Source organism: Granulicella sibirica (genome assembly GCF_004115155.1).
In the GTDB taxonomy this organism is placed as follows: domain Bacteria; phylum Acidobacteriota; class Terriglobia; order Terriglobales; family Acidobacteriaceae; genus Edaphobacter; species Edaphobacter sibiricus.
In genome coordinates, this window is sequence record NZ_RDSM01000001.1 from 627,281 (window position 1) to 649,678 (window position 22,398).

General features: G+C 58.7%; 23 protein-coding genes. 6 read left to right on the forward strand and 17 right to left on the reverse strand.

Going from position 1 to position 22,398, the window contains the following annotated elements:
* Positions 1–25: 25 nt before the first annotated feature.
* The gene (locus GRAN_RS02545) at positions 26–1,522 is read right to left on the reverse strand and encodes a tannase/feruloyl esterase family alpha/beta hydrolase (RefSeq protein ID WP_128911434.1); all 1,497 of its coding nucleotides are present in this window, start codon (positions 1,520–1,522) and stop codon (positions 26–28) included.
* A 394-nt stretch (positions 1,523–1,916) separates the two neighbouring features.
* Here GRAN_RS02545 and GRAN_RS02550 point away from each other — a divergent pair, with 394 nt between their 5' ends.
* Together GRAN_RS02550 and GRAN_RS02555 are read left to right on the forward strand one after the other, a co-directional pair.
* Positions 1,917–5,057, forward strand: coding sequence for a hypothetical protein (locus GRAN_RS02550; RefSeq protein ID WP_241654298.1), 3,141 nt, complete (start codon positions 1,917–1,919; stop codon positions 5,055–5,057).
* A 7-nt stretch (positions 5,058–5,064) separates the two neighbouring features.
* On the forward strand, positions 5,065–6,129 hold the full coding sequence (locus tag GRAN_RS02555) for a VWA domain-containing protein (RefSeq protein ID WP_128911435.1): 1,065 nt from the start codon (positions 5,065–5,067) through the stop codon (positions 6,127–6,129).
* 17 nt (positions 6,130–6,146) lie between these two features.
* Here GRAN_RS02555 and GRAN_RS02560 read toward each other — a convergent pair whose 3' ends face one another.
* From GRAN_RS02560 to GRAN_RS02570, 3 genes are read right to left on the reverse strand one after another with little or no spacing between them, the layout of a single operon-like run.
* Entirely contained in the window at positions 6,147–6,899 is a 753-nt protein-coding gene (locus GRAN_RS02560; protein ID WP_128911436.1) for an OmpA/MotB family protein, read from the reverse strand.
* A 14-nt stretch (positions 6,900–6,913) separates the two neighbouring features.
* Complete coding sequence (locus tag GRAN_RS02565) at positions 6,914–7,720, reverse strand: flagellar motor protein (protein WP_128911437.1); 807 nt, start codon at positions 7,718–7,720, stop codon at positions 6,914–6,916.
* On the reverse strand, positions 7,713–7,928 hold the full coding sequence (locus GRAN_RS02570; protein ID WP_128911438.1) for a flagellar FlbD family protein: 216 nt from the start codon (positions 7,926–7,928) through the stop codon (positions 7,713–7,715). Before GRAN_RS02570 ends, GRAN_RS02565 begins: the two co-directional genes overlap by 8 nt.
* A 432-nt stretch (positions 7,929–8,360) precedes the next feature.
* Between GRAN_RS02570 and GRAN_RS02575 the strand changes: the two genes are divergently transcribed.
* The 3 genes from GRAN_RS02575 (at position 8,361) to GRAN_RS02585 (ending at position 11,135) form a co-directional block, all read left to right on the forward strand.
* Positions 8,361–9,179, forward strand: a complete 819-nt coding sequence (locus GRAN_RS02575) for a flagellin (RefSeq protein WP_128911439.1) — start codon at positions 8,361–8,363, stop codon at positions 9,177–9,179.
* Positions 9,180–9,297: 118 nt separating this feature from the next.
* Positions 9,298–10,653 (forward strand): flagellar filament capping protein FliD, encoded by a 1,356-nt coding sequence (gene fliD, locus GRAN_RS02580; RefSeq protein WP_128911440.1) that lies wholly within the window; start codon positions 9,298–9,300, stop codon positions 10,651–10,653.
* Positions 10,654–10,658: 5 nt separating this feature from the next.
* Positions 10,659–11,135, forward strand: a complete 477-nt coding sequence (locus GRAN_RS02585; RefSeq protein WP_128911441.1) for a flagellar export chaperone FliS — start codon at positions 10,659–10,661, stop codon at positions 11,133–11,135.
* Between the two features lie 124 nt (positions 11,136–11,259).
* Here the strand turns inward: GRAN_RS02585 and GRAN_RS02590 are convergent, their stop codons facing one another.
* Entirely contained in the window at positions 11,260–11,694 is a 435-nt protein-coding gene (locus GRAN_RS02590) for a TetR/AcrR family transcriptional regulator C-terminal domain-containing protein (protein ID WP_241654299.1), read from the reverse strand.
* Between the two features lie 58 nt (positions 11,695–11,752).
* Here GRAN_RS02590 and GRAN_RS02595 point away from each other — a divergent pair, with 58 nt between their 5' ends.
* Positions 11,753–12,427 carry an aromatic-ring hydroxylase C-terminal domain-containing protein gene (locus GRAN_RS02595; protein ID WP_161570812.1) on the forward strand — a complete coding sequence of 225 codons (675 nt, stop codon included), beginning with the start codon at positions 11,753–11,755 and terminating at the stop codon, positions 12,425–12,427.
* Between the two features lie 539 nt (positions 12,428–12,966).
* Here the strand turns inward: GRAN_RS02595 and flgL are convergent.
* The 12 genes from flgL to fliN form a co-directional block, all read right to left on the reverse strand.
* Positions 12,967–13,860: a flagellar hook-associated protein FlgL gene (flgL, locus tag GRAN_RS02600; protein ID WP_128911444.1), complete on the reverse strand. Its 894-nt coding sequence runs from the start codon at positions 13,858–13,860 to the stop codon at positions 12,967–12,969.
* Positions 13,861–13,871: 11 nt separating this feature from the next.
* Positions 13,872–15,248 carry a flagellar hook-associated protein FlgK gene (flgK, locus tag GRAN_RS02605; RefSeq protein ID WP_128911445.1) on the reverse strand — a complete coding sequence of 459 codons (1,377 nt, stop codon included), beginning with the start codon at positions 15,246–15,248 and terminating at the stop codon, positions 13,872–13,874.
* A gap of 13 nt (positions 15,249–15,261) precedes the next feature.
* On the reverse strand, positions 15,262–15,705 hold the full coding sequence (locus GRAN_RS02610; protein ID WP_128911446.1) for a hypothetical protein: 444 nt from the start codon (positions 15,703–15,705) through the stop codon (positions 15,262–15,264).
* 51 nt (positions 15,706–15,756) lie between these two features.
* Complete coding sequence (locus GRAN_RS02615; protein WP_128911447.1) at positions 15,757–16,044, reverse strand: flagellar biosynthesis anti-sigma factor FlgM; 288 nt, start codon at positions 16,042–16,044, stop codon at positions 15,757–15,759.
* A gap of 86 nt (positions 16,045–16,130) precedes the next feature.
* The gene (locus GRAN_RS02620) at positions 16,131–16,571 is read right to left on the reverse strand and encodes a rod-binding protein (RefSeq protein ID WP_128911448.1); all 441 of its coding nucleotides are present in this window, start codon (positions 16,569–16,571) and stop codon (positions 16,131–16,133) included.
* A complete protein-coding gene (locus tag GRAN_RS02625) occupies positions 16,572–17,669 on the reverse strand; it encodes a flagellar basal body P-ring protein FlgI (protein WP_128911449.1) in 1,098 nt (365 codons plus the stop codon).
* A gap of 61 nt (positions 17,670–17,730) precedes the next feature.
* Positions 17,731–18,297: a flagellar basal body L-ring protein FlgH gene (locus tag GRAN_RS02630; protein WP_241654300.1), complete on the reverse strand. Its 567-nt coding sequence runs from the start codon at positions 18,295–18,297 to the stop codon at positions 17,731–17,733.
* Between the two features lie 154 nt (positions 18,298–18,451).
* Positions 18,452–18,979, reverse strand: coding sequence for a hypothetical protein (locus GRAN_RS02635; protein ID WP_128911451.1), 528 nt, complete (start codon positions 18,977–18,979; stop codon positions 18,452–18,454).
* 163 nt (positions 18,980–19,142) lie between these two features.
* Entirely contained in the window at positions 19,143–19,934 is a 792-nt protein-coding gene (flgG, locus tag GRAN_RS02640) for a flagellar basal-body rod protein FlgG (RefSeq protein WP_128911452.1), read from the reverse strand.
* Positions 19,935–19,964: 30 nt separating this feature from the next.
* Entirely contained in the window at positions 19,965–20,705 is a 741-nt protein-coding gene (flgF, locus tag GRAN_RS02645; protein WP_128911453.1) for a flagellar basal-body rod protein FlgF, read from the reverse strand.
* 200 nt (positions 20,706–20,905) lie between these two features.
* Complete coding sequence (locus tag GRAN_RS02650; RefSeq protein WP_241654301.1) at positions 20,906–21,613, reverse strand: HDOD domain-containing protein; 708 nt, start codon at positions 21,611–21,613, stop codon at positions 20,906–20,908.
* Between the two features lie 84 nt (positions 21,614–21,697).
* Complete coding sequence (gene fliN / locus GRAN_RS26030; RefSeq protein ID WP_161570813.1) at positions 21,698–22,381, reverse strand: flagellar motor switch protein FliN; 684 nt, start codon at positions 22,379–22,381, stop codon at positions 21,698–21,700.
* Positions 22,382–22,398 lie beyond the last annotated feature (17 nt).

Consider the following 22,398-nt stretch of genomic DNA (forward strand, 5'->3'; position numbering starts at 1 on the left):
CGAACTGTCGTAGCCACACGGTCCATCACTGCGAAGCCTTGCAACTGAAGTTGGCCGCATCGTCGATACTCCCTTGGCCGCTGTAGCGAGCCAACTGCGGATAGGGGCAGAGCGGACGCGTACGATCCACCTTCCCTGCCGTTGCATGCGAGGCAACGATCTTCTCCGGAGCCTGTCCCTTCTCCACCCATCGTTCCATCACATCGACCTTGTCGAATCGATCCGGCCCCTCGCCACCGGAGCAGTGCGCCATTCCCGGCACCATGAAGAGCCGAGCCCAGTCGGACGTGCGAGCACCCGTTCCGCTAGCCTCAATCATGGCTTTATAAAAGTCCGTGCTCGACCCAGGCGCCACTTGCTGGTCCGCCCACCCGTGATACAGAAGCAGCTTTCCGCCGCGCTTCGCGAAAGCACCGAGGTTCGGGTCGAGTTCGTCAACATCCTTATCCACTGCATTCGCTTTCATCGAATCGCGCTCAAGATCGAAGCTCTTCCAGTCCCAACTCGGGTTCTGGTACACGACATACCGGAACTGGTCCCAGAACAACTCCGCGGGCTCCGGCCCACCAGCTACCCGTCCCCAGCGAAGCTCCGTCCCGGGCTCAAGCCGGGGAAAGTAGACCGCGCCCTTCGCATCCATCGCCGGGCTCACGATCGTCTGCGCCGTCTTCACCTGCCGCGTGGTGAGGCAATCCGGCCCGTCGCTGGCCTTGCACGTAAGCCCGTTAAAGTCCACGTGACACCTCTCCGGGTCTTCGATCAGCCCGTCCTTCACCCCATCCTTTAGATCACATGTATTCAAAACGAACTGGTGAATCATGGAATACTTTTCCGGCGGTATATAACCCGCAGGATCCTTGAACGTCTCGTTCGCCAGCCAAAGCGCCCAGGCGTTACGCCGAACGTTCGCCGGATCCCCCGCAATCACCCCATCAAACTCCTCCGGATAGCGATAAGCCTGCAATAGCCCCTCGCGCCCGCCACCGGAGCATCCATTCCAATACGAGTAGCGCGCATCCCGGCCGTAGTACGCCTTGATGAGCCTCTTCGCTTCCATCGTCATCTCATGCTCCGCCCGGTAGGCGAAGTCGACGAACTTCTCCGGATGCCCAACCACAAAGCTGGCGCTTCCTCCCGTGTGTCCGTCATCGGTCGCGCTCGTGGCATATCCGCGCCGCAGCGCATCCGCCATCCCGTCGTAGGCAATCGACCCACCCCATCCGCCGCTCCCCACGGCCATGAACTTGCCGTTCCAACCCGACACAGGAAGCCATATCTCGGCATGAATCTCCGAGTCGGACGTGGGTCTCAGCGTCACCGCAACGCGACAAAAAGCAGAGAGCCCCGAGATCGCTTTCGCTCCGTCATCTGCCTTGAACGATCCGCCCGGTGACTTTGCTGCGGAAATTGAGGCGGCGGACGAATCCTGCTTCGAGAGCGCATCGCACGAGTCAGCCCAACTTGCACGCGTGATGAGCGCGATGGCCAGAAGTCCGGCGAGGCAAGCGAACCATTTCCTCATGACGGAACTATATCCGCTCTTGCAGGAGAGTGAAGCCATCCCGATACAACCGACGGAGAACAATTCCGTGACAATTCCGTGACACGAGCGAGGAAACTCGCTTCCTTGATTCTGCTATGAAGGTTTTCAGCAATGCCGTATTGGATCGAAATCGGCCTCATGCAGTCATTTCTTCTCTGGCAAATCCACGCGGGCGGGAGTACAGTTCTCGCGTCCTCTTAAGTAAGCGCCGGTCACTCCTTCGGGAGAACTCTCACGAACTTCGAGCAGAGGGATGTCTCCCCATCCTCTTTTCGATCCGGCGCCTGCAGGATTCAAGGCTGTAAGTACGTTGTGAAGGTAACCGTGCAATGGGCGAGCGCAGTGGCTCGCGCACTCTGTGAGGTATTCCGCAATGAAGTTGCGCCTTCTTCGATTCGCTGCGTCTCTCTGGATCCTTCTCGGCCTCTCCCTTGGGCTTGCGCCTCAGGCTGCCTGGGGCGCTCCGTCCTCCCCTGCGGACCGGGCGGATGCTAGCCCCCCCATCGCGCTACCAGACAACGTCACCATCCCCGGCCCGCTCGCCTCGTTTCTGCGCCTCGCCGGCATCAGCCAGAAGATCGCCCCCGCCGAAGTCCTTCCGTTGCTCACCCGAAACGTCTACCTCCAGGGCTTTCAAAACGGCCAGCCGACTGAGTTCCTCCGCCTCCTTGACCGTTATGTCGCCCAGGCGCGCGAGCTTCAGATTCTCGCCGGACAGACCAGCACCATCCGCGTCACCAACTGCGCCGACGCCGGAACTCTCATCCAGATCCTCGGCTATCGCCTGCGCAACGGTTGCGGCGACCACGCCTCGCTTGAAACCGCGAACCCCGAGCGCGCCTTCCTCACGATCGACTCTAACTTTCCCCTCACCGACCTCGAAGAGGCTCTCCAGAAGGGAACCCCCTTCGTCCTCCCCTATCAGTCCACCCACGTTCCCGCGCTCTTCCACGAGAGTGACTGGATCAGCCTCAGCGCGGGCCAGAGGCAGGGTTACAGCAACCTGATTGACATCCTCATCAATGACCCAGCCATCGCCCGCCTCTACTGGGCCTTTAGCAAGATGGACGTCGAAACCCGCAACGCTCTGCAGACCTCCCTTAGCCTCCGAAAACTCCTCCCGTTCAACCCCACTCTCGATTTCTACGGAAGCCAGATCAGCATCCGCTCCGGACGCGTCCTCGTCCCCGGCGGACCCACCGCCGAACCCGCCTGGAAGTCCCTCGCCGGCGCGAGCCCTGACTCCCCTTCAGACTTCACCATGAAGCTACTCGCCAGGGACAACGGATGGCTCGCCGCCTACTTCGACGTTCTCTCCCGCGTCAGCCCCGAGGAGCGCGAGCACCTCACCGCCGTCCCACGTCTCCAGCACCTGTACGAGGATTTTCACACCGCCGACACCAAGGGCAACGCCTCCATAGGAGTCTTCCGTCACGGCTCCGATCTCCTCATCCTCGACACGCGCGTCTCCTGGGACGCGAACGGCCAACCCCACGTTCCCGGCAACCTTGAGGCTTGGCGTCAGATCCTGAGCCAGCATTCCAATCTCAAGATCGTGCGCGAATACAGCAAGCGCAGCCGTTCCCTCGATCAACCGGAGCAGCTCCTTGAAGAGATGACGGCCTTCGCCCGCATTCGCACCGACACCGGCCCCCTTCAGCTCTATCTGACCCTCTGCGAGATCGACCGCGGCCGCGCACCCGGCCATCAGCTCTCACCTCAGACTGTCACCTTCCTCTCCAGCCACTTCACCCTGCTCAGCAATTGGCTCCTCACTTTCTCCGAGTTCCCTGCCCTCGACGATGAGTCCATCGTCCACTTCGTCAACGTCGCCGCGTCGATCAGTAAGATGCCCAATCAGGCGCTCCACAGCAATGTTCTCGGGGCGTTCCAGGCGAACATCGGCCTCTGGGAAATCCTCGCCCGCCAGGGCCAGATCCCCACGGCCGACCTCAACGCGTCGTGGCAGAAGACCATCCAGCCCTTCGCGAAGATCGCCTCTCCCATTCAGCTCTTCGACGCGACAACTGACTCCGTCAAAGAGCTTCTCGTTGCCTCCGGCGCCCCGCCGAACAGCCCGCCAAGCGAACTCATCGACCGCCTTGCCGGCCCCGTCCAGAACAGCCCCGACGGCCAGCGGATGCACGACGAGCTCGCCTCACGCATCCGTTCCGTGCTTGAAGATCAACGCCTCGTCTCCCTCGACACCCTCTTTGCCCTCTCCGATGGCCTCACCGAGATGCAGAAGGGCTCTCCGAAATCGACCGATGCCCTCCTCGCTCTCGCCGGTGAGTTGCGCGAGTTCGAGATGCCCCGGCAGATCTTCACCAACAGTGAAAAGATCAATTGGGCTCCCGCCGTCTACACCAGCCATCACGCCGAGCTTCAAGTCCAGACCGACCTCACCAAGGTCATCAAAGCCCCTGGAACCCGTGCCCAACTCGAAGCCGCTCGCGGCCAGCTCGCCCCGTTCCTCCGCGATACGCTGGTCGGCCTCAACTACGCCTACTACGAGCCGCCCGGCGCGCAGATCCTTCACATCAACCCGCTCTTCGTCCGCTCGCACGATTTCTTAGGCATCTCCGTCATCGGCAGCGATCTCATCTGGCAGCCGCCTGTCCTTCTCGGCGCTGGGATCTCGGCCGGCGGAGGAGCCTATCTCATGGGCTCGCTCGCCGACCTCCCCTACTCCCTCGCCACTGCTGAAGCTGACTTCATCGTGCCCGAAAACGTCCAGGCGCTCATCTGGCGGGAGCTCGTCCCCGACATGCTCGCTGACGCCTCCTTCGCTCGCTGGTGGAACGTCACGCCCGACGAACTCCACGCCGTTGGGCTCTACCAGCGCGCCGGCGAAGAGCTCCTTCGCGGCTCCGAGAAGGACCCTCAACTTCGCGCGCGCGTGGCCTCCATCCTCTCCGTGCGCATGGATCCCCGCCGCCTCGAGCGTATCTCCCAGGCTCTTCCTCACGAGAAGGAAACAGCCTCGCTCCTTCCCCTCCTCATGCCCGCTGACACCTTCTACCTCGCTGCCGAATACCGCAAGCTGTATCCCGGCGAAGCCGCCGCATCCGGCCCCGCAGGCAAGGAGCTTCAGGACCTCTGCCAACGCGCTCCGGCCGAAGCGAACTGGGAGCACCTCTCCCGCGACTTCGGCGTCGCCCACCCAACCCTCGCCCACACGAACGCCCGCGATCTCCTCAACCTCCAGCCCTTTCCCTACTCCGGCGGCTACACTAGCCGTCTCTTCGGCGAGTCGCTCGAATCGAACAACCTCTACTGGGCGCGCCTCGCTGACGAGATGGGTTATCCACCCGTCATGCTCAACCGGCTCGTTCCTGAGCTTACCCGCCACATGATCTCGAAGATCTTCGCGACCGACCTCGAGGATTGGCCCGCCATGGTGCGCGCCATGCATGAGACCGGCGACGATCTCCGCCGGGGCAAGATCGCTTCCCTTCGCAAGACCAGCACGCCATCCACCGAACAGGCAGAAAACATCGTACCCGCCCAATAGGAGCGTTATGTTCAGGAACAAATGCATCTCTCTCTGCGCGTTATCGCTTCTGTTCGGAGGCGTTACGGTCACGGCCCAGGAAGACGCCTCCAGACTCCGTGTCCAGGTCGTCCTCGTTCAGCTCAATATTGCGGTCACCGACTCGCACGGAAACTATGTCGCCGGCCTCAAGCCAGAAGACTTCGAAATCGTCGAAGACAACATCACCGAGAAGATGGCGACGTTCGAAGAGGGCAACGAACCCACACGTCGCATCCTGACATCTGCCCCACTGCAGGCTCCCTCACAGGACGTCGCGACGATGCCCGGCGCTGGCGCAACGCTCCCGGACGTAGCCGACCGGCAGCAGAAGATCCCCGGAGCCAACGTCTTCATTCTCTTCGACACCAGCAACTACATGTACCGTGGCTTCGTTTACGCGCAGGATTCGATCGCTGACTTCGTCCGCTCCCTCGATAGCGTGAGCAAGCTCGCCCTCTACTCCTACAGCCGCGATCTCTCACGCGTCACCCCGCTCACGCCAGATCGCTCACAGATCCTCCACGGCGTCCGCTACACCGTGGCCGGCGATAACGCCGCCCTCTACAACAGCCTTCTGCTCACGGTGAAGGACGCCGCCCCGCTCTCCGGACGCAAGGCCATCGTCGTCTTCTCAAACGGGCCAGATAATGCAAGCCTCGTCCCACCGGAGGACATCGCCGAGCTCGCCCAGTCGACCGGAACCATCATTTACATGATCAGTACACGCGCCGCGCAGGCCGAACCGATCTCCACTGCGGTCTTCGAGCGCATGAGCAAAGCCACTGGCGGCAAGGCCTACTTCTCAAAAGACTGGCGCGACGAAAAAGACGCCTTCGCGTCGATCCGCGACGACCTCGCCCACCTCTACACGCTCAGCTACTATCCGCAGTTCAACGCGAACCATGGCTGGCGCAAGATCACCGTGAAACTCGTCGGCAAGGATAAGCAGAAGTACCACATCCGCACCCGCGAGGGATACCGAGTCATTCAGCAGACACAAAAGCCATCTGAAGGTGCATCCTTCGCCAGCGCGGAATCGGCGACGAAATAGCCAAGACGGAGCGGCACTTACTCCGCCTTTTCATCCTTGCCTTTCGGTGTGATCACGACGAGGTCCACGCGACGATTCGTGCGCCGTCCTTCCGGCGTGCTGTTATCCGCCACCGGACGATAAGGCCCATACCCCGCGACCGATATCTTCTCCGGCGGGAAACCTGCGTGATCGACAAGCAGGAGAAGCACGCTCATCGCCCGCGCCGTCGATAACTCCCAGTTCGATTGAAACATCGCGTTGTGGATCGGCTGATCGTCCGAATGTCCTTCCACCCGAAGCTCCAGCCCATGATCCATGAGAATCTTTGCCGTTCCCTGTAGCTTCTCCTCCGCACCAGGCAACAGGTTCGAGGCACCCGAATTGAAGAAGCCAAGCTCCCGCAGGCTGATAATCAACCCATCCTGCGTCTGCTGCATCACGATCTCTTTCTTGCTGATCGAATCCCCAAGGACGCCTTCAAGCTGCTTGCTGAGTTCCGCGGTGTTGTAGTGCGGCGGCGGAGTCCCGACCATCGACCCATCCGTAGGGTCCACAGGATCCAACAGGACATTGGAGCTATTGGCTGGAGGACTCACCACCGGAGGATCGGCACTCAACGCGTCGAAGCCGGTGTGGATCGCATTCGATACCGTGCTCATCCTCTGCTTGCTGTGCCACGAGAATGCAAACAGCACAACGAATACCGCGAACAAAAGCGTCACCAGGTCGGCGTAGGAGACCAGCCAGCGATCACGCTGGTGCGCCTCTGCCTCAATCCGCGTTCTCATCCCACGCCCACGCCTCACGGTACCGCCATCTCCGGAGCAGCCTGTGCCGCCACTACGGCCCTCTGCTCCACAAGGTACGATTGCAGCCTCTGCCGCAATGCCCGAGAGCTGATGCCTTCCACGATCGAAATGACAGAGTCCAGCGTCATCTCGCGAACCACCTGTCTCTCCCTCATCCTGATCTTCAGCTTGCCCGCAAGCGGAATGAAAAAGAGATTGGCGACCCCGATCCCATAGAGGGTAGACACGAACGCAACCGCGATCCCTTTGCCGATCTCGCCGACGTTATCCATGCGTTGCATGACCTGGATCAACCCAAGCACCGCGCCGATGATCCCAAGCGTAGGTGCGAATCCACCGGCCGCCTCGAGCACCTTGGTCACGCTCTCTTCTCGCTCCTCATGAATGGTGAGGTCGATCTCCATCATCTCGCGCAACTCACGCACCGCGATTCCGTCCACTGCAAAGGTGAGGCTCTTGCGCAGGAATGGGTCCTTAATGTCATTGAGATGCGGATCGAGCGCAAGCATGCCGTTTCGTCTAACCGTCAGGCACCAGCCCACAAGCTCTTCCACAAAGTCCGGCGAAAGAGGCTTCGTATCGACAAGCACATGCCGCATCTCGCCCATTGCCTCGCGGACAGTATGTAACGGAAATTGGATCATAATCGCGCCGAGCGTTCCGCCAAGCACGATCAGCGCCGCTGTCGGTTGGATGATCTGCTTCACGCTGCCGCCATCCAGTAGCAGACCAGCCACGATGCCGAACACCGCGAGCAGCACGCCCATCACTGTACTTCTATCGATATGTCGTTTAGGCATCGGTATGATCCGTTTCACGATAGAACCCGGTTTGCACTGCATGCCGAAAGGCGATCACCTTCGCAGTGAGTTCCTCGAGACCTTCCCGGATAACAAGCTTGTTGCCTGTTGTCAGGGTAATAACGGTGTCTGGAGTCGCCTCGACATGCTCGATGAGATCGCTGTTGATGGCGAAAATGATGCCGTTCAATCCCGTCACAGCAACCATAGTGCTGGTCTCGCTTCCATCATGATCGTCCTGTCCTAAACCACTTGATCTCCTTTATGGATACAGGAGAGTTTCGTCCCTCACACCCATGCACGTCGTCTGCCAAAGATCACGAGAGATATAGCCCGCAATTCCCCGGAAACAACCCTCATCATCAACTCACGCACCCGCATCCACCCTATGCGCTGTCCCTATGAGGACTTCATGAGAGAAGAATGGCATTTCGTGTGCACACGCACACTATGAGCTTTGTCTCCATGGGACGAACGCTGCGCTTTGTGTTTGCAAAGAAATTTCAAGCAGGTGTTGAACACAAAGAGAGGCAGTGACGATAGAAGGTCTGCACCAAGAAGGACCTGCCCTAAAAGAGCGATGCTCGGTAGTGGCGCAACCAGTTTAGGAACAGAAAAAAATCAAACAAGGAGCAACACAATGTCACTCAGCATCCTCAACAACATCTCGGCTCTCCAGGCAGAGAACCAACTCTCGATCACAACCGCAGCGGCCAACAAGAGCCTTCAGCAGCTCTCCTCTGGTTCGCGCATCAACTCGGGCTCGGATGACGCCGCCGGTCTCGCTATCTCCGACGGTTTGAACGCCAACGTCGCCGCCCTCAACCAGTCCTCGCTCAACGCGACCAACGCGATTGGCTCGCTCCAGACCGCTGACGGCGCTCTCGCTCAGGTCACCGCTCTCCTCAACCGCTCCGTGACGCTCGCGACCGAAGCCTCCAACACCGGCCTCAGCACCGCGCAGTCCACCGCCATCGACAACGAGTTCCAGGCGCTCCTCACCCAGATCGGCAACATCAACTCCTCCACCAACTTCAACGGCACCGCGGTCTTCGGTTCGACCGTCTCGGCCTTCACCAGCGACGGCACCAGCGCAGGTACCGTCAGCATCGGCGCTTCGGTCTCCGCGACGGACGTCAGCACCCTCTCGCTGAGCTCCTCGAACCTCACCACCACCTCCTCGGCCGCTGCTGCTCTCACCGCCATCAGCGCCGCTGTCTCGAAGGTTTCCGCCGAGCGCGGTACACTCGGTGCCGCCGTCGAGCAGCTCCAGGCCGCGTCCACCGTTGACACCAACGAGTCGGCCAACCTGGTCAGCGCTTCCAGCAACATCACCTCCGCCGACATCAGCACCGTCGTCGCAAACGACACGAAGTACTCCATCCTCCAGCAGACCGGTATCTCGGCTCTCCAGCAGGCCAACCAGCAGGCGCAGACCGTCCTCAAGCTCCTGCAGTAAACTACGGCGCGGCTGCCGGACGATGACTCCGGCAGCCGCACACTTACCCTCGCAACAACCCTGACCACCCGTTACCTGTTTTCATACTTGACTTGCAAACGTAAGAGGCCTGGCGTCCATGAGCACAACCAGTAGCACACTCACTTCGGTCCTCACCGCTCTTGGGGGCTCCACAGGAATCGACGTTACCGACGCGGTCGATGCCATCCTCTACGCCGATCGCGCTCCCGAACGTGGCTGGCAGGCCCAGCAAACCACGCTCAACACACAGGCCGCGGCCATCGAGCAGATCCAGTCCGAAGCATCGTCGCTCTCCGACTCCCTCAGCGACCTGCAAACCTCCGGCGGTGTGCTCAGTTCCACCTCGGCAACAAGCTCCAACACCAGCGTCCTGACGGCCAGCGCAGTCGACTCCACGGCAGCCGGCAGCCATATCATCGTGGTCAACAGCCTGGCCACCACCGGCTCATGGTACTCCGCAGCCGAGACGTCGAGTTCCACAGCCCTCTCCGCCGGCAGCTTCAGCATCACCGCCAACGGCACCACAACGCCAATCACCATCAATAGCGGCGACACCCTCACCTCTCTGGCCGCTTCCATCAACAGCCAGTCCCTCGGCGTCACCGCTAGCGTCGTCACCGATAGCAGCGGCGCCCGTCTCACCCTCGTCTCGCAAAAGTCAGGATCTGCCGCCGACGTCTCCGTCTCGGGCGCAACCGGACTCAGCTTCACCCGCGCCAACACCGGTGCCGACGCCTCCCTCACAGTCGATGGTGTCCCCATTAGCAGCGCGTCCAATACCGTCACGGGAGCCATCTCCGGCGTGACCCTTAATCTTCTCAGCTCCTCCGCGGGCAGCGAAATCAGCCTCAACCTCGCGCCCGATACCTCCTCGATCAGCACTGCGGTCAGCTCCTTCGTCACCGCCTACAACACTCTCATCAAGGATGTAAACTCGCAGTTCGCCTATGACAAGTCCACCAACACCGCGGGCACGTTGTCAGGCGACAGCACGATCTTTGCTCTCCAGTCCGCCCTTCTCGGGGCAACGAATTTCACGGGCACAACTGGTAGCATCACCTCCCTCTCGCAACTCGGCATCAGCACCAACGAGGATGGAACCCTCAGCCTCGACACAGACACCCTCAACAGTGCCGTCTCAAGCAACAGCAGCGCGGTAGCAAGCTTCTTCCAGGGAGCCTCGAGCAACGGATTCGCCGCTTCCGTCACGAACACCCTCAACACCTATACGGACTCTACCCAGGGCGCCTTCACCATCGATCTCAAGAGCATCAGCAGCGAATACACGGATCTCGGCAACCAGATCGATACTCTCGAGCTCTATGTAACCTCCCAGCAGAGCATCTTGACGGCGAAGTACAACGCGGCTGACATCGCCATCCAGGAACTTCCGCAGAAGCTCAAGCAGATCAATGCTCTTCTCAATCCAAATAGCGACAACAGCTCTTCGTGACCTCTATGACAAACAACACGGCATCCCTAACATATCGGCGGGCCGCGACCCAGCAGGCATCCGTGGTCGGCCTCGTCATCGCACTGCACGACACCCTCATCGGCGATCTCCGGCGCGCCGCTGAGGCCATGGAAAAGAACGACATCGCCAGTCGGTGCGAGCAACTGATTCACGGCTTCAAAGTTCTCCAGCAACTCGAAGCCATGCTCGACATGAATAACGGTGGACAGACGGCGCTCAACATTCGCCGCTTCTACACCCACGTTCGCGGCCAGATGCTCGCGGCACAGTTCAAGCTCTCACCCGAGATTCTGCACGACCAGATTCGGATCGTCCTCGAGATCCGGCAAGCGTGGCACCATGTGGATAGCGCTCCGATGGAGGCGCGCACCACGACTACATCGTCCTACACTTCGGGGCAAGAGTCAGTGTCGCAGGCAATACAACCTGAAGCGCAAACTTCCTTCTCCTGCAACGGCTAACCCGCTGCGCTGGAAATGAGGATGTGAGTTGAATCCTTTCTAACTTCACGGGCGTCCTGGTAACTCCAGGCCGCCCGCCTTTTGCTTGATCGGAGGCTGCGCCTCATCCTAAGGCGCGCAGCCTCTAAAGCGCCGCATAGGCTCGCAGGAACACACGGACCACTCCTTCCACATGCTTCCGGAGCGAGCGTTCCGAAAGGGGTTCGGTGTCGAACCCCAGAACGAACCAACGCACCGGGCTTCCTGTAATGAGGCTCATGAAATGGCGCGCCATCGTGAGAGAATCCTCGTCCCGCACACGCTTAACCTTGACCTGATCCGAGAGATAAGCGGCGAGTGCATCCTCGCCGCGCTTGGGGCCATTCTCATAGAAGCGTTTCGCGAGCTCCGGATATCGTTCAGACTCCATGCTGATCATCCGGATCAGCGAAATCTGCTCCGGCGACAAGGCAATGCGTAGAAGGTTCAAGCCGAAAGTCTGCAGCGTCTTCTCCGCGGTATCGCACTCCGGGAACTTCGCCACTTGCTCAAAAACAGGGCGCACGCGGCGCTCGATCACAGCGACGAAGAGATCCTCTTTCGTCGGAAAACGCGAGTAGAACGTAGTCTTTGAAGCGTTGGCAAGCCGCACTATCTTGTTTGTGCTCGCCGCCGCAGTCATCAAGGATGTCCTCACCAGGACGGAAGGTCTCACCGACACCATTGGAAGCGAAAGCTCACTCTTCCGCTCAGTGTTTAGTCACCTCGCGCCCTGGATCGTCAGCAAGGACGTTGTCCAGGAGAACAGCACCGAACGCATGAGCCAACTCTCCCTCAACTATCGCGACAGCCCGCTCTCCGCTTCAAGCTTCGCCCCTGGCGGTCTGCACGCCGGAGATCGCGTCCCGGACATCCTGGTCCAACGCATCGGAGGTGAAGGCAGTACATCGACAGAGCAGGCTGCGCAAAGTCTCTTTCAACTCCTGAGCCCTGATCGCTTCACCCTTCTCTTCACCCGCCGGACGAACCCCACCAACGCCGAAGCAGCGCACGAGGACGCACAAGCGACCTTGGCTCCGTGGAAGAACCTGCTCCAGGCCTCTAGCATCATGCCCATGGAGGGGTCACAAGCCGTCTTCGATAAGGTCTTCGGCGCTGATCCCTCCCTGACGCTCGTGCGCCCCGACGGCTATGCCGCCTTCATCGGAGCCGGGACTTCCCTTGAGGCCCTAGCTCAGTATCTGGGCAAATGGTTTCCCACCAAGGAGGCAGAACCGGAGCCAGAGCCGGAAAAGGAGGCGTCGCATGCCTAGTCAAAACCAGGCATGGCCGAAACTCTCAACCGAAACCGGCAGGTCCTCCTCAGCGACCGACTTCACGCGGCGGTTCCCTGACGTCGCATCATCACTGGGGCAGGAACTGTTCCAGTTCGTGCAGAGACTCCGGCTCGGATGAGGTCAGCGTTATCTGCGGACGGAATCCTCAAAAACTTGTCAAGCCCCCTCGACACCTAAGTGCATTTATTCGAACAACTTAGCAATGTCCTTTTAGTTATGGTCGGTTCGTTACAATTAAGAAGATGAGGACATGGGAGAGTGACGGATGCTCACCTTTGGGGAATGGAGGCAAAGATCAGAGCCAAGTGCAGAACCTTCAAAGCGCGGCCTAACTCTTTTATCTACTAATATTTAGCCGTAACGTCTTTGCTTACAGTAGGTTACGGCGAAATGCATCGCGTAAACGCAAGCAAACAAAAGAGTTACACCCAGGCTATGGGAGGGGGGGTGCAGGGTGGTCGACGTAAAAAAGGCCGCAGGCAAATGCCCGCGGCCACGTCCCAAACGGGACGAACTTATTTGAGGTAGTTGAGCAGCGAGTTCTGCAGCACCTTCGCCGCCGCAGCAAGCACAGCCGAGTTATCCGTCTCGGCCGCGGTCAGGTTCTCAGCCGCCGTTGCAGTGTCGATTCCCGTGAGCGAGCTCTCGCTCGCAGTCAAAGTAACCTTGTCCGACGCGAGGTAAGTCTCTTGCGAGGTGAGCTGATTGATCGAGTTGCCGTAGATCACATGCTGCTGCGTCACGTAGTTCAAAGCTGTAGTCACTGCGGTCGTCGCCGTGCCGATGGCAGAGCTCGAGCCGCTCGACAAGGCCTTCGAAAGACCGCTGAGAGCACCCAGAACACTCGCGCTCGAGTTATCGAAGAGCGTGCTGCCCGGAATGTTTGCCTGAACGGTGAGCGTGTCGCCAACCTGGACGCTGTTCACCGAGCTGTTGCCGTTGTATTTGTAGCCCGTGGAGGAAGTCGCATCGGCAGTAAACGCCGCCGTCCCACTCACCGTGCCACCGAAAAGGGAGATGCCCTGGTAGGTCGTGTTTGCGAGCGAGACCACGTTGGAAAGGATCCCCTGAATCGTCGTCGAGAGCGTCTGACGGTCGGAAGTAGAGGACGTGCTGTTCGCGCCCTCGGTCCCGGTCGTGATCGCCTGGTTCAGAAGCGCAACCACCGAGGTCAAAACGGAGTCAGCGCCCTGCGCCTGCGACAGTACCGACTCGGCGTTCGTCGTGTACTGGTCTACGTTCGCGGCCTTCGTCTGTAGCTGCACCAGTGCGGCGGAGGCTGCTGGATCGTCGGAGGGCACGGAGACCCGCTGGCCTGAAGACACCTGCTGCAGTGCGGTCGAGAGACCCTGCTCGCTCGACTGAATGTCGGAGATGACGTCGGAGGTAATATTGGGAACAAAGCGCATATCGATGCCTCTCAGGATCCGCTGATCATGTTGATGGTTGTGTCGAACAAACTCGCAATTGTCGTGACGACTTTGGCCGCCGCTTCGTAGGCTTGCTGATAACGAATCAGGTTCGCCGACTCTTCGTCGATCGATACACCCGAAACAGAGCTCTGCTCATTGTTCAAGCTGGTCAGGCTAAGCTTGGTGGCGGTCGACTCGGCTGTCGCCGTCGAGGTAAGGTTTCCGATCTGGTAGATCAGGTTGGACGCGGTTGTGGTCGCACTCTGACCGGAAGGAAGCACGGTGTTCTGTAACGCCGTGAGGTTTGCGACATTACCGTTTCCGCCCGTCGCCGTATCCGAGCTGGCCGCGATCGCGGTCGGATCGGTCGTGGCAAGCTTGATCGAAGCCGCCGATCCAGCGACCGTCGAAGTGATTCCGCTGAAGAGCGCAGTCCCGGCCGTTCCGTTCTGGTTGTAGCCTCCGGCCTGAGCGGCGTTGAACGCAGTCGCAAATTGGTTGGCGAGCGTGTCCAGCGAGCTCGAAAGACTCGGAAGATCCGTATCGCGAACCTGAATCGTGCCGCCGAGGTCTCCGCCTGAGATAGTCGACGTAATGTTCGCGCCGCCGGAGTCGAGCACCTGGAGATCGCCGGATGAATTATTGGTTGTCGAGAGCGCGTAGCTCTTGCTGCCAAGAACGATCGGAGTTCCGCTGCCAATGCTCAGTGAGTCGCCGTCCGAAGTATGAGTCACCGTAAGGTTCGTCAGGCCCGAGAGTTGCAGCTCAACCGCGTTCAGTTGGTCAGTAACCGTTCCCGAATCTTGTCCCGAGGCCTGCGCCTGCACGAGCTGCTGGTTGAGCGACGCAGCCTGCGAGGCAAGCTTGTTGATCTGCGCAACGTCTGTCTTCACGCTCGTATTCAGGCTGCTCGCGGGGCTGCTCAGTCCGGCTGAAATCGAGTTGAACTGGTTGACCAGTGTCTGCGCACTCGATAGAACAGTCTGACGATTCGCGGTGCTCGTGGGATTTGACGATAGCGCCGAGAGGCTCGTGAAAAAACTCGAGAAGCTGCTCGAGAGGCTCGTGCCTGTGCTCGGAAAAAGTGTCTGAATCTGCGTCAGTGCATTGACTTGCGCGTCCGCGCTGCTCTGCGTCGAGGTCTGCTGCTGAATCCTCAGCGTCAGAAGCTCGTCCTGCACGGACGTGATTCCGTTAATCGTGACGCCATTCCCGATGCTGACGCCGTCTTCGTCGGTCGGGCTTGCCTCGGACAGGCTAACGCTTTCACGGGAATAGCCAACCGTATTCACGTTGGCAATGTTGTTATTCGTAACTGCCAGGTTATCTTCCTGGGCAAGCAGAGACTGGGTAGCGATCGACAGGGATGCATTGAGACTGGACATAATCTTCTCTCCTCTAGAGTTCGCAGGACCAGGTACGGTGGTTCACTCGTACCGTAGCTGCATGCTGCGTGGGCCCACTGTAGCTCCGGAAGAGGCCGGCAAACAGTCGTAAGGTGTCGCCAGAATGCTTCAGCAAAGCAGAATAGCTTTTGTTCAGAAGAAGCAGCGTAGTCGCTGCTGTCTTGATCCGCTCCGCCAGTTCAGCGTCGACGGGGGGCTCATCAGCGCCGTCGTTCTGTGCTCGGCGAGCCGCGGCACGTCTCGGAAACTCAGAGAGCTTTGCGCATACGGCCCGTTGCGCCCTCAGGCTGTCCTCGAAGGATGGAAGCGCCTTCGCGGCCACAGCCTGCATCGCCCGGTCAAGCTCGAGAGCAAGCGTCTCGAGCGACTCCAGGTACTCCTCCGCATCGACTTGTGAGAGCGGTCCGACGATGTGCTGGATCATTTCGGTTTGCATAGTCCAAATAGTCCTATCCGATTGATCGCCGGAGTCCTCATCACTCGCATCCTAGATATCGGAGCTTGAGAGTGCTTCGGCGATCTTGTCAGAATCGAGCTTGTATTGGGCAGATTTCACTTCCTGCTTCAAGTCCTCAACCCTCTGAGCGCGGGTTGGAGAGGTCTGCAGAGCTGCCTGGGTGAGGGACGATACCGAATAGCCGGACGACAGCGTCGTCTTGTCTTCGGTGGCCTGATTCAACTGGTTCTTCGTGTTTGCTGCCTTTTCCGTACCAATCTTGCTGGTCTGCTGCACTGCTTCTGTGGTCGTCGCTGATCCGAAAAGATCTATTCTCACAACACACCTCCTAATCGAACGAACTAACTATCGGCAGGAGGTGGAAAAGCGTTCAGTCATGCCCAGCCAAATTTTGTAAATACCCCTCACGAACTTTTTTTCGCTACTTCTGCGCCACGCAGAACCATCTGAGGTTCAGCCGATTTCCCGGCACGCGATTTCTCAGAATCTGCTGCTGAGTGGAGATGCTGTGTGATCATTTTGGCGATCCCGATCCCGCCCGATTTCGTCATGGAACCCGCAAGTGCCTGCATCGCAATGCCTTGGAACTGATCCTTGCCGGAGTCGCTGTCCTCTTCTCCGTCTCCGCCAGGGACCGTGGCGAAGGTGCTCTCCGCCTGCTGGAGCCAGCTTCCAAGGAGAATCGACTCGAAGTCGGTTCCAGCCTTGGCGATCTTCGCATCCTCCTTGGAGCTCGAAGCGTCTCCCGTTGCTGCCGATCGTGTCTGCTTGAGAAGCTTGTCCGCCTGCGCGTCCAGCATTCCCGTCTGACTCGCCTGCGTGCTCAAACCCGTATCAAATGCCATTTAGATCACCTCCAGGTCTGCTTGTAGTCCGCCGGCGGATTTGACCGCCTGTAGTATGGCCACGATGTCATGAGACGTAGCGCCGATTGCGTGAAGGCCGCGGATCAGGTCATCCACATTGGCCCCGTTATCGAGGCGAATGGACTGCGCCGGAAGATCCTTTACCTCAACAGTCGTGTTTGCGACCGGCGTTGTCGTCCCAGTCTTGCTGAACGGCAGTGGCTGCGAGACTGTATAGCTCGTCTCCACCTCGATGCTCAGGCTGCCATGAAGCACGGACACGGGCGATAAAGTCACCGTTCCTCCCATCACAATCGTGCCAGTCCTCTCATTGATGACGACCTTCGCAGGAGCATGGAATTTGATCGCAAGGCCCTGTACCCGGGAGATCAGAAGCGGAACCGTTGGAGATCCGGAGCTGGCCACGTCAATCTGAATCGTTCGACTATCCAGCGCTATGGCAATCGCACTGCCAAAGTCTCTGTTGATCGCTTCTGCGGTGTCCCTTGCCGCAGTGAAGTCCGGATTTCGTAGAAGCAAGGAGACCTTTCGGAAGTGATTAAGATCGACGAGGCTCTCGCGCTCGATAATGGCACCTTCTGGAATGCGTCCCACAGTAGGATGATTCACCGAACGGATATTCCCTGCGGCCCCTTCAGAGTATCCACCGAGAGCAAGTGGCCCCTGTGCCTCTGCGTACACCTGCCCATCCGGCCCGCGGAGAGAGGTCATCAAAAGAACGCCACCCTCAAGACTCTTTGCGTCTCCCGCAGAGGACACTGTGATATCGAGCTTCATTCCCGGCCGGGAGAAAGCTGGCAGCGATGCCGTAATGAACACCGCAGCAACGTTCTTGACGACGACTTGGCCCGGTGAAATCTGCACCCCCATACGCTTCATCGCGTTCGCAAGGGTCTGAACGGTGAAGTAAGTCTGCTGCCGATCTCCTGTGCCACGTAGGCCGACCACCAAGCCGTAACCAACAAGCTGGTTGTCGCGAACGCCTTCAACATCCGCAATATCCCGTAGCAGAACCTGGCGTTCTGGTTGGCTCGCGTGAGCAGTGGGCGCAACACCGGCCATGATCGCCGCGATCATGAGTAAAGCTCGCAGAGAGGATGCCGACAAAGAACATGAGATAAAAATGGATCGCATAGGATTAGAAACCAAAGAGCCAGAGAACAGCGCGGGTTAGGGCATTCGGTGGACGTACGCTGTCGGAGATGATGCCCTTGCCCTTCATCTCGATCTCGAGATTACTAAGCGCGGCCGACGGGATCGTATTCGCAGAGCTAATATCTCCCGGACGCACGATCCCCCGGACGATGAGATCCTCATGCTGATTGTTCATGGCTATCTGCCGTTCCGCCTCGATCACCATGTTGCCGTTTGCAAGGATGGCGATGATCTGCCCGGTCAGACTGGTAGAGAAGGTGGTGTTGGAAGAGGTCTGCCCTGAACCCTTGAGTGCCGTGGCTGAATTCGCGTTGAACAACGGGTTCATGCCTTTGGTCGCAATATCACCAACAAGTCCGGTGATCCCCGATTGGGTGGAAAAGGTTCTCGAACTGTTCACTGCGCCGCTTTGTGCCGCCGTAGTCTGAACCGAAACTTGCACGATGATCGTGTCGTTCACGTTTCGAGCTCGGTAGTCAGAGGACAGATCGCCAAGAGCGTTCGCTGCGGACCACAGGCTTCCCGTTGTGCGAGCGTCTGGCGGGGGCATGTATTGCTCATGCAACCTTGTAAGATAATCGGCGCGCATCTCCTGAGGTGTCTTCTTGACCGGCTTAATGGCTGCTTGGGCGAGTCCATGAGCGATGACTGAGACGGCTATAACGGCCTTGAAAGACGCTCTTCTTGATAGATTCCAGATCATCTCAGAGACTTCCTTTCAGTAGGGTGGGCGATACCACTTCGCCTACATAAGCTTGTTTGTGATCTACGGTAGATACGCGAACCTTGTCGCCGGCCGCGCCACCTTGAAGACATACCACCTTCATGCGAATATGCACCCGCTCATCATCCATGACGAGAGTCGCCGGCGCGCCAGGCTTGAGAGCAACCCCACTCTGAGAAATTTCGATTCCGCTGCGTTCGTTCGAGGGATGATCCCGGTTGCTTTCCGTCAAGACCTTACCAAGAGAGCCCTTCGAAGCGCGAGACTGCTGGAGTACATCAGCCGGAATCCTTGGTTGAGGGGCATCTTCTGGCCACGAGACTGCGACATAGAAAGGAAGACACTCTACAGGGTTCCGGCAGACTATTTTCAATTGGGCTCGATATGGGGTAGTCATCGAAACTGCCTTGACCTCGAGCAGAGGAGTCGCCACACTAGCGCTCATAGCAACGGCGAGCCTTACCTGCGCTCCATCGAGCGGAAGATGCTTCTCCTGCATTGCTGCCATTACCTGCTCCGACGTGATGGCGTAGCGACTCGATACGACTTCAGCAGGGATAGGTTCTCCAGTTAGCATGAGGCTCGCCGCAATCAGGGGAAGGCAGCATCTCATTGATTGAGTCACTCCGCGCAACACGCTATGTATCACTTCTGGCCTCATCATGAATGTCTTACTGCGAGAGCTGGTTCAACTGCTGCAACATCTCGTCTGCAGCCTTCACGACGCGGGAGTTGGACTCATAAGAACGCTGAGCAACGATCATTTGCACGAACTCATCGACAACGCTTACGTTCGACTGCTCAAGCATCCCCTGCTGCAGGGTCCCAAGCCCTTCGGCTCCACCGGGATTGCCGATAACGGGATCGCCAGAAGCAGTCGTCGCAAGATAGATATTGTTGCCAACGCTGTTGAGGCCGCCCGGATTCACGAACAGCGCTAGCTGAATGCTGCCAACCTGGGTTGATTGCGTCTGGCCCGGTTGGACAACACTAACCGTGCCGTCGCTTCCAATGGTGACCGTTGTCGCATCGGGCGGGATCGTCACGGCCGGTTGTAGTGGGTTGCCATCACCCGTAACCATGTTGCCCTGCGCGTCCGTGTGGAAAGACCCGGCACGCGTGTATCCAGTCTGCCCATTGGGAAGGAGAATCTGAAAGAACCCTCCACCAGAGATCGCGAGATCAAGCGGATTGCCTGTGGTATTGAAATCACCCTGCGTCTGCATGGTCTCCGTCGTCGTGGGGCGGACGCCAAGCCCAACCTGCAGACCGGAAGCATTCGTTGTCTGCTGGGTCGCGGCCGATCCAGGCATCACGGCATTCTGGTACAGAAGATCGGAGAACTGGAGTCGGCGCTGTTGGAATCCGGTAGTGCTGGAGTTAGCCAGGTTATTAGCGATGTTATCGAGGTTCAATTGCTGAGCGGTCATGCCGCTAGCGGCCGTATAAAGAGCACGAATCATGAGGAGTGCCTTTCTCTAAAAAACAAAAGCTTAGCTAACGCGAGGGAGATCCTGAACAGCGGTCTTATCGATCTCGCTATCGATCATCGTCATGGCGTGACGCATGCCTTCCGCCGCACGTTGAGCGTTGATCAGTTCGATGACGCTGGCCACCGGGTTGACGTTTGATCCTTCAAGCATCCCCTGCTGCACCTTCGACTCAGGGGAGGCAACGACATCCTTCTGGGCGACGGTGTAGTAACTCGCGCCCATACTCTGCGGATCCGCCGTTGCCGAGAACTCCACTATCTTCAATCTGCCTGCAATCGCTCCATTTGCCGAGACGGTGCCATCGTTGCTGATCGTGATCGATGCCCCGCGCGGGATCGTTATGGGTCCGCCCTCTCCGAGAACAGGATCGCCGGAAGCGGTAACTAGCTGACCTTGAGAAGAAATCTGTAGCCCCCCATTTCGCGTGTAGGCCGTTCCGCCCTTGGTCTGCACCGCCAGAAAGCCCGGACCGTCAATACCAAGGTCCAGCTCATTTCCAGTGCGCTCCAAAGAGCCTGGCTGAAGATCTAGACGCGATGCACTCAAGAGACCATAGTGATTGGTCGCTTCGTTGAGTTGTGTAGCGAGCGGATGGCCATAGCCCGCAAGAACCGAGCTGAATGTTGTGTGCTTAGCGCGAAAGCCCCCGGTGCTGCTATTTGCCAGGTTATTGGCAATCGAGTCCAGGGCGTCGGTGCGTGCCATCAGAGCCGTGCATGCCGCGTACAGTCCACTATCCATGAAGAAACCTCACGAACAGTTAGTTGCAACGGAGTGGCCATTTGAACCGGAAAATATTGCCTAGTACCTAGCACGTTTGGTGTAGAAAAGTGACGGCATGATGAAGAAAGGAGGAGGAGGGGAGCGCTGGCTAGCCGTGAGAGGCGACATGCTCTCTCATTTTCTAATTGTCATGATGAGGATGAGAGAACCCCTCATCTCTACTCCGCTTGACGGCTCTCCATGCGGGCCACGAGAGTCTGCGCCATGGCGAGAAGCTCGCTCCAGCGGGAACAAGGAACGGCCTCCTGCTCATCCTGAATAGCGGAAAGCAGGTAGCCCGGAAGGTGCCAGTAGTCGGCGAGCATCACACCGAGCGCCCGATGTTCCCGGGATGAATCTCCCGAGCGATTCCAGCCAAGCAAGTGAGGGAATCTTCCGAGTTCATAGAGCAGGCCCACAACGTATGCTTCTTCCGGGGAAAAACCCTCGACGCACTGGGCGAGTTCCTTAGCGCATTGAGCAACCCGCCTACAGTGCTGCCACGCCATAAGAACTTCGCTGTCCTGAGGAATGCTCGAAGCGCATATGGCCTCGTACCAGCGTTCTGAGTTGAGGCTAACAATGCAGTCTTCAATCCGGGTCGGCCTGCCCTCCTCTTCTGGATACTCCTCACCAATCAGCCGTAGGACCTGAAGCGTCGCGCCCGCGTCCGATAGAATTACCTCGGAAACGGCGCTGAGGTCGACTAGCGACTCCTGCAGGAGAAGCTCTAGTTGAAGCTTGGTTCCGACCATCGCAGGCACATCGGGAAGAGGATCGGCAAAGGCGACTATCGGGGAGCCAATAAAGAGACCGGGAGAGTGGATCGTGGGATCCCCTGTTAAGAACTGATCATCTTGCATCTGAGAGACCTTTGCCTCTTTCATGGGTAGCCCCTTCATCGGCATTTTGAAGAGGGCATTTCATCGTGCAAGTTAAGAACGGGCCCGGAGTCGCCATACAGCGTGAGATCAAGAGACCACGGACTGGACGACCTGCGTGATCCGCAGACCGTAGTTGCCGTCGATGATAACCGCCTCGCCTCGCGCCACAACCCGTCCATCCAGCACGAGTTCCACAGGCTCATCCACCTGCCGGTCAAGCTCGACGACCGAGCCGCTCGTAAGATCAAGCACCTCTCTCAAGGAGAGTCGCCGTTGTCCAAAGCGGAGTGTTACATTCAGCGCGACATCCATCACCAAGTCGAGATTGCCACCGGCAGACTCCGCAGCCGGATAGGAGAACGCTTTCGCCGATGCCGCTTTCAGTGACTGAATGACCTTCTCATCGAAGATTAGCATCATGGATGCTTTGCGACTTGGATCCTCGGAATGAACTGACAGTCCGGTCGAGTTCTCGACCGGCAGCTCAGGCATGCCGGCAGCTTCCACCCGCACGGATGCAACACCATATTCCAGAAGTGACTCCTGGAGGTCGCCGGTGCATCGATTTACCGCGCTCGATAGCGCCTTATAGTGTTCCTCTCCAAACCCGTCGGCGTACTCCGGCGCGTCGCGCAGGCTGAGCGACATCGCATCGGAGTGCCGGATGACGAGGAAAACATCCCCCTCCAGCGAACCGCTCAGGGTGAAGCGGAAGTATACGGTCGACTGGGCATCATCCGGCAATTGCGCGGGAGGCTCAGATACTGACACCTGCCAACCTGTCCTGC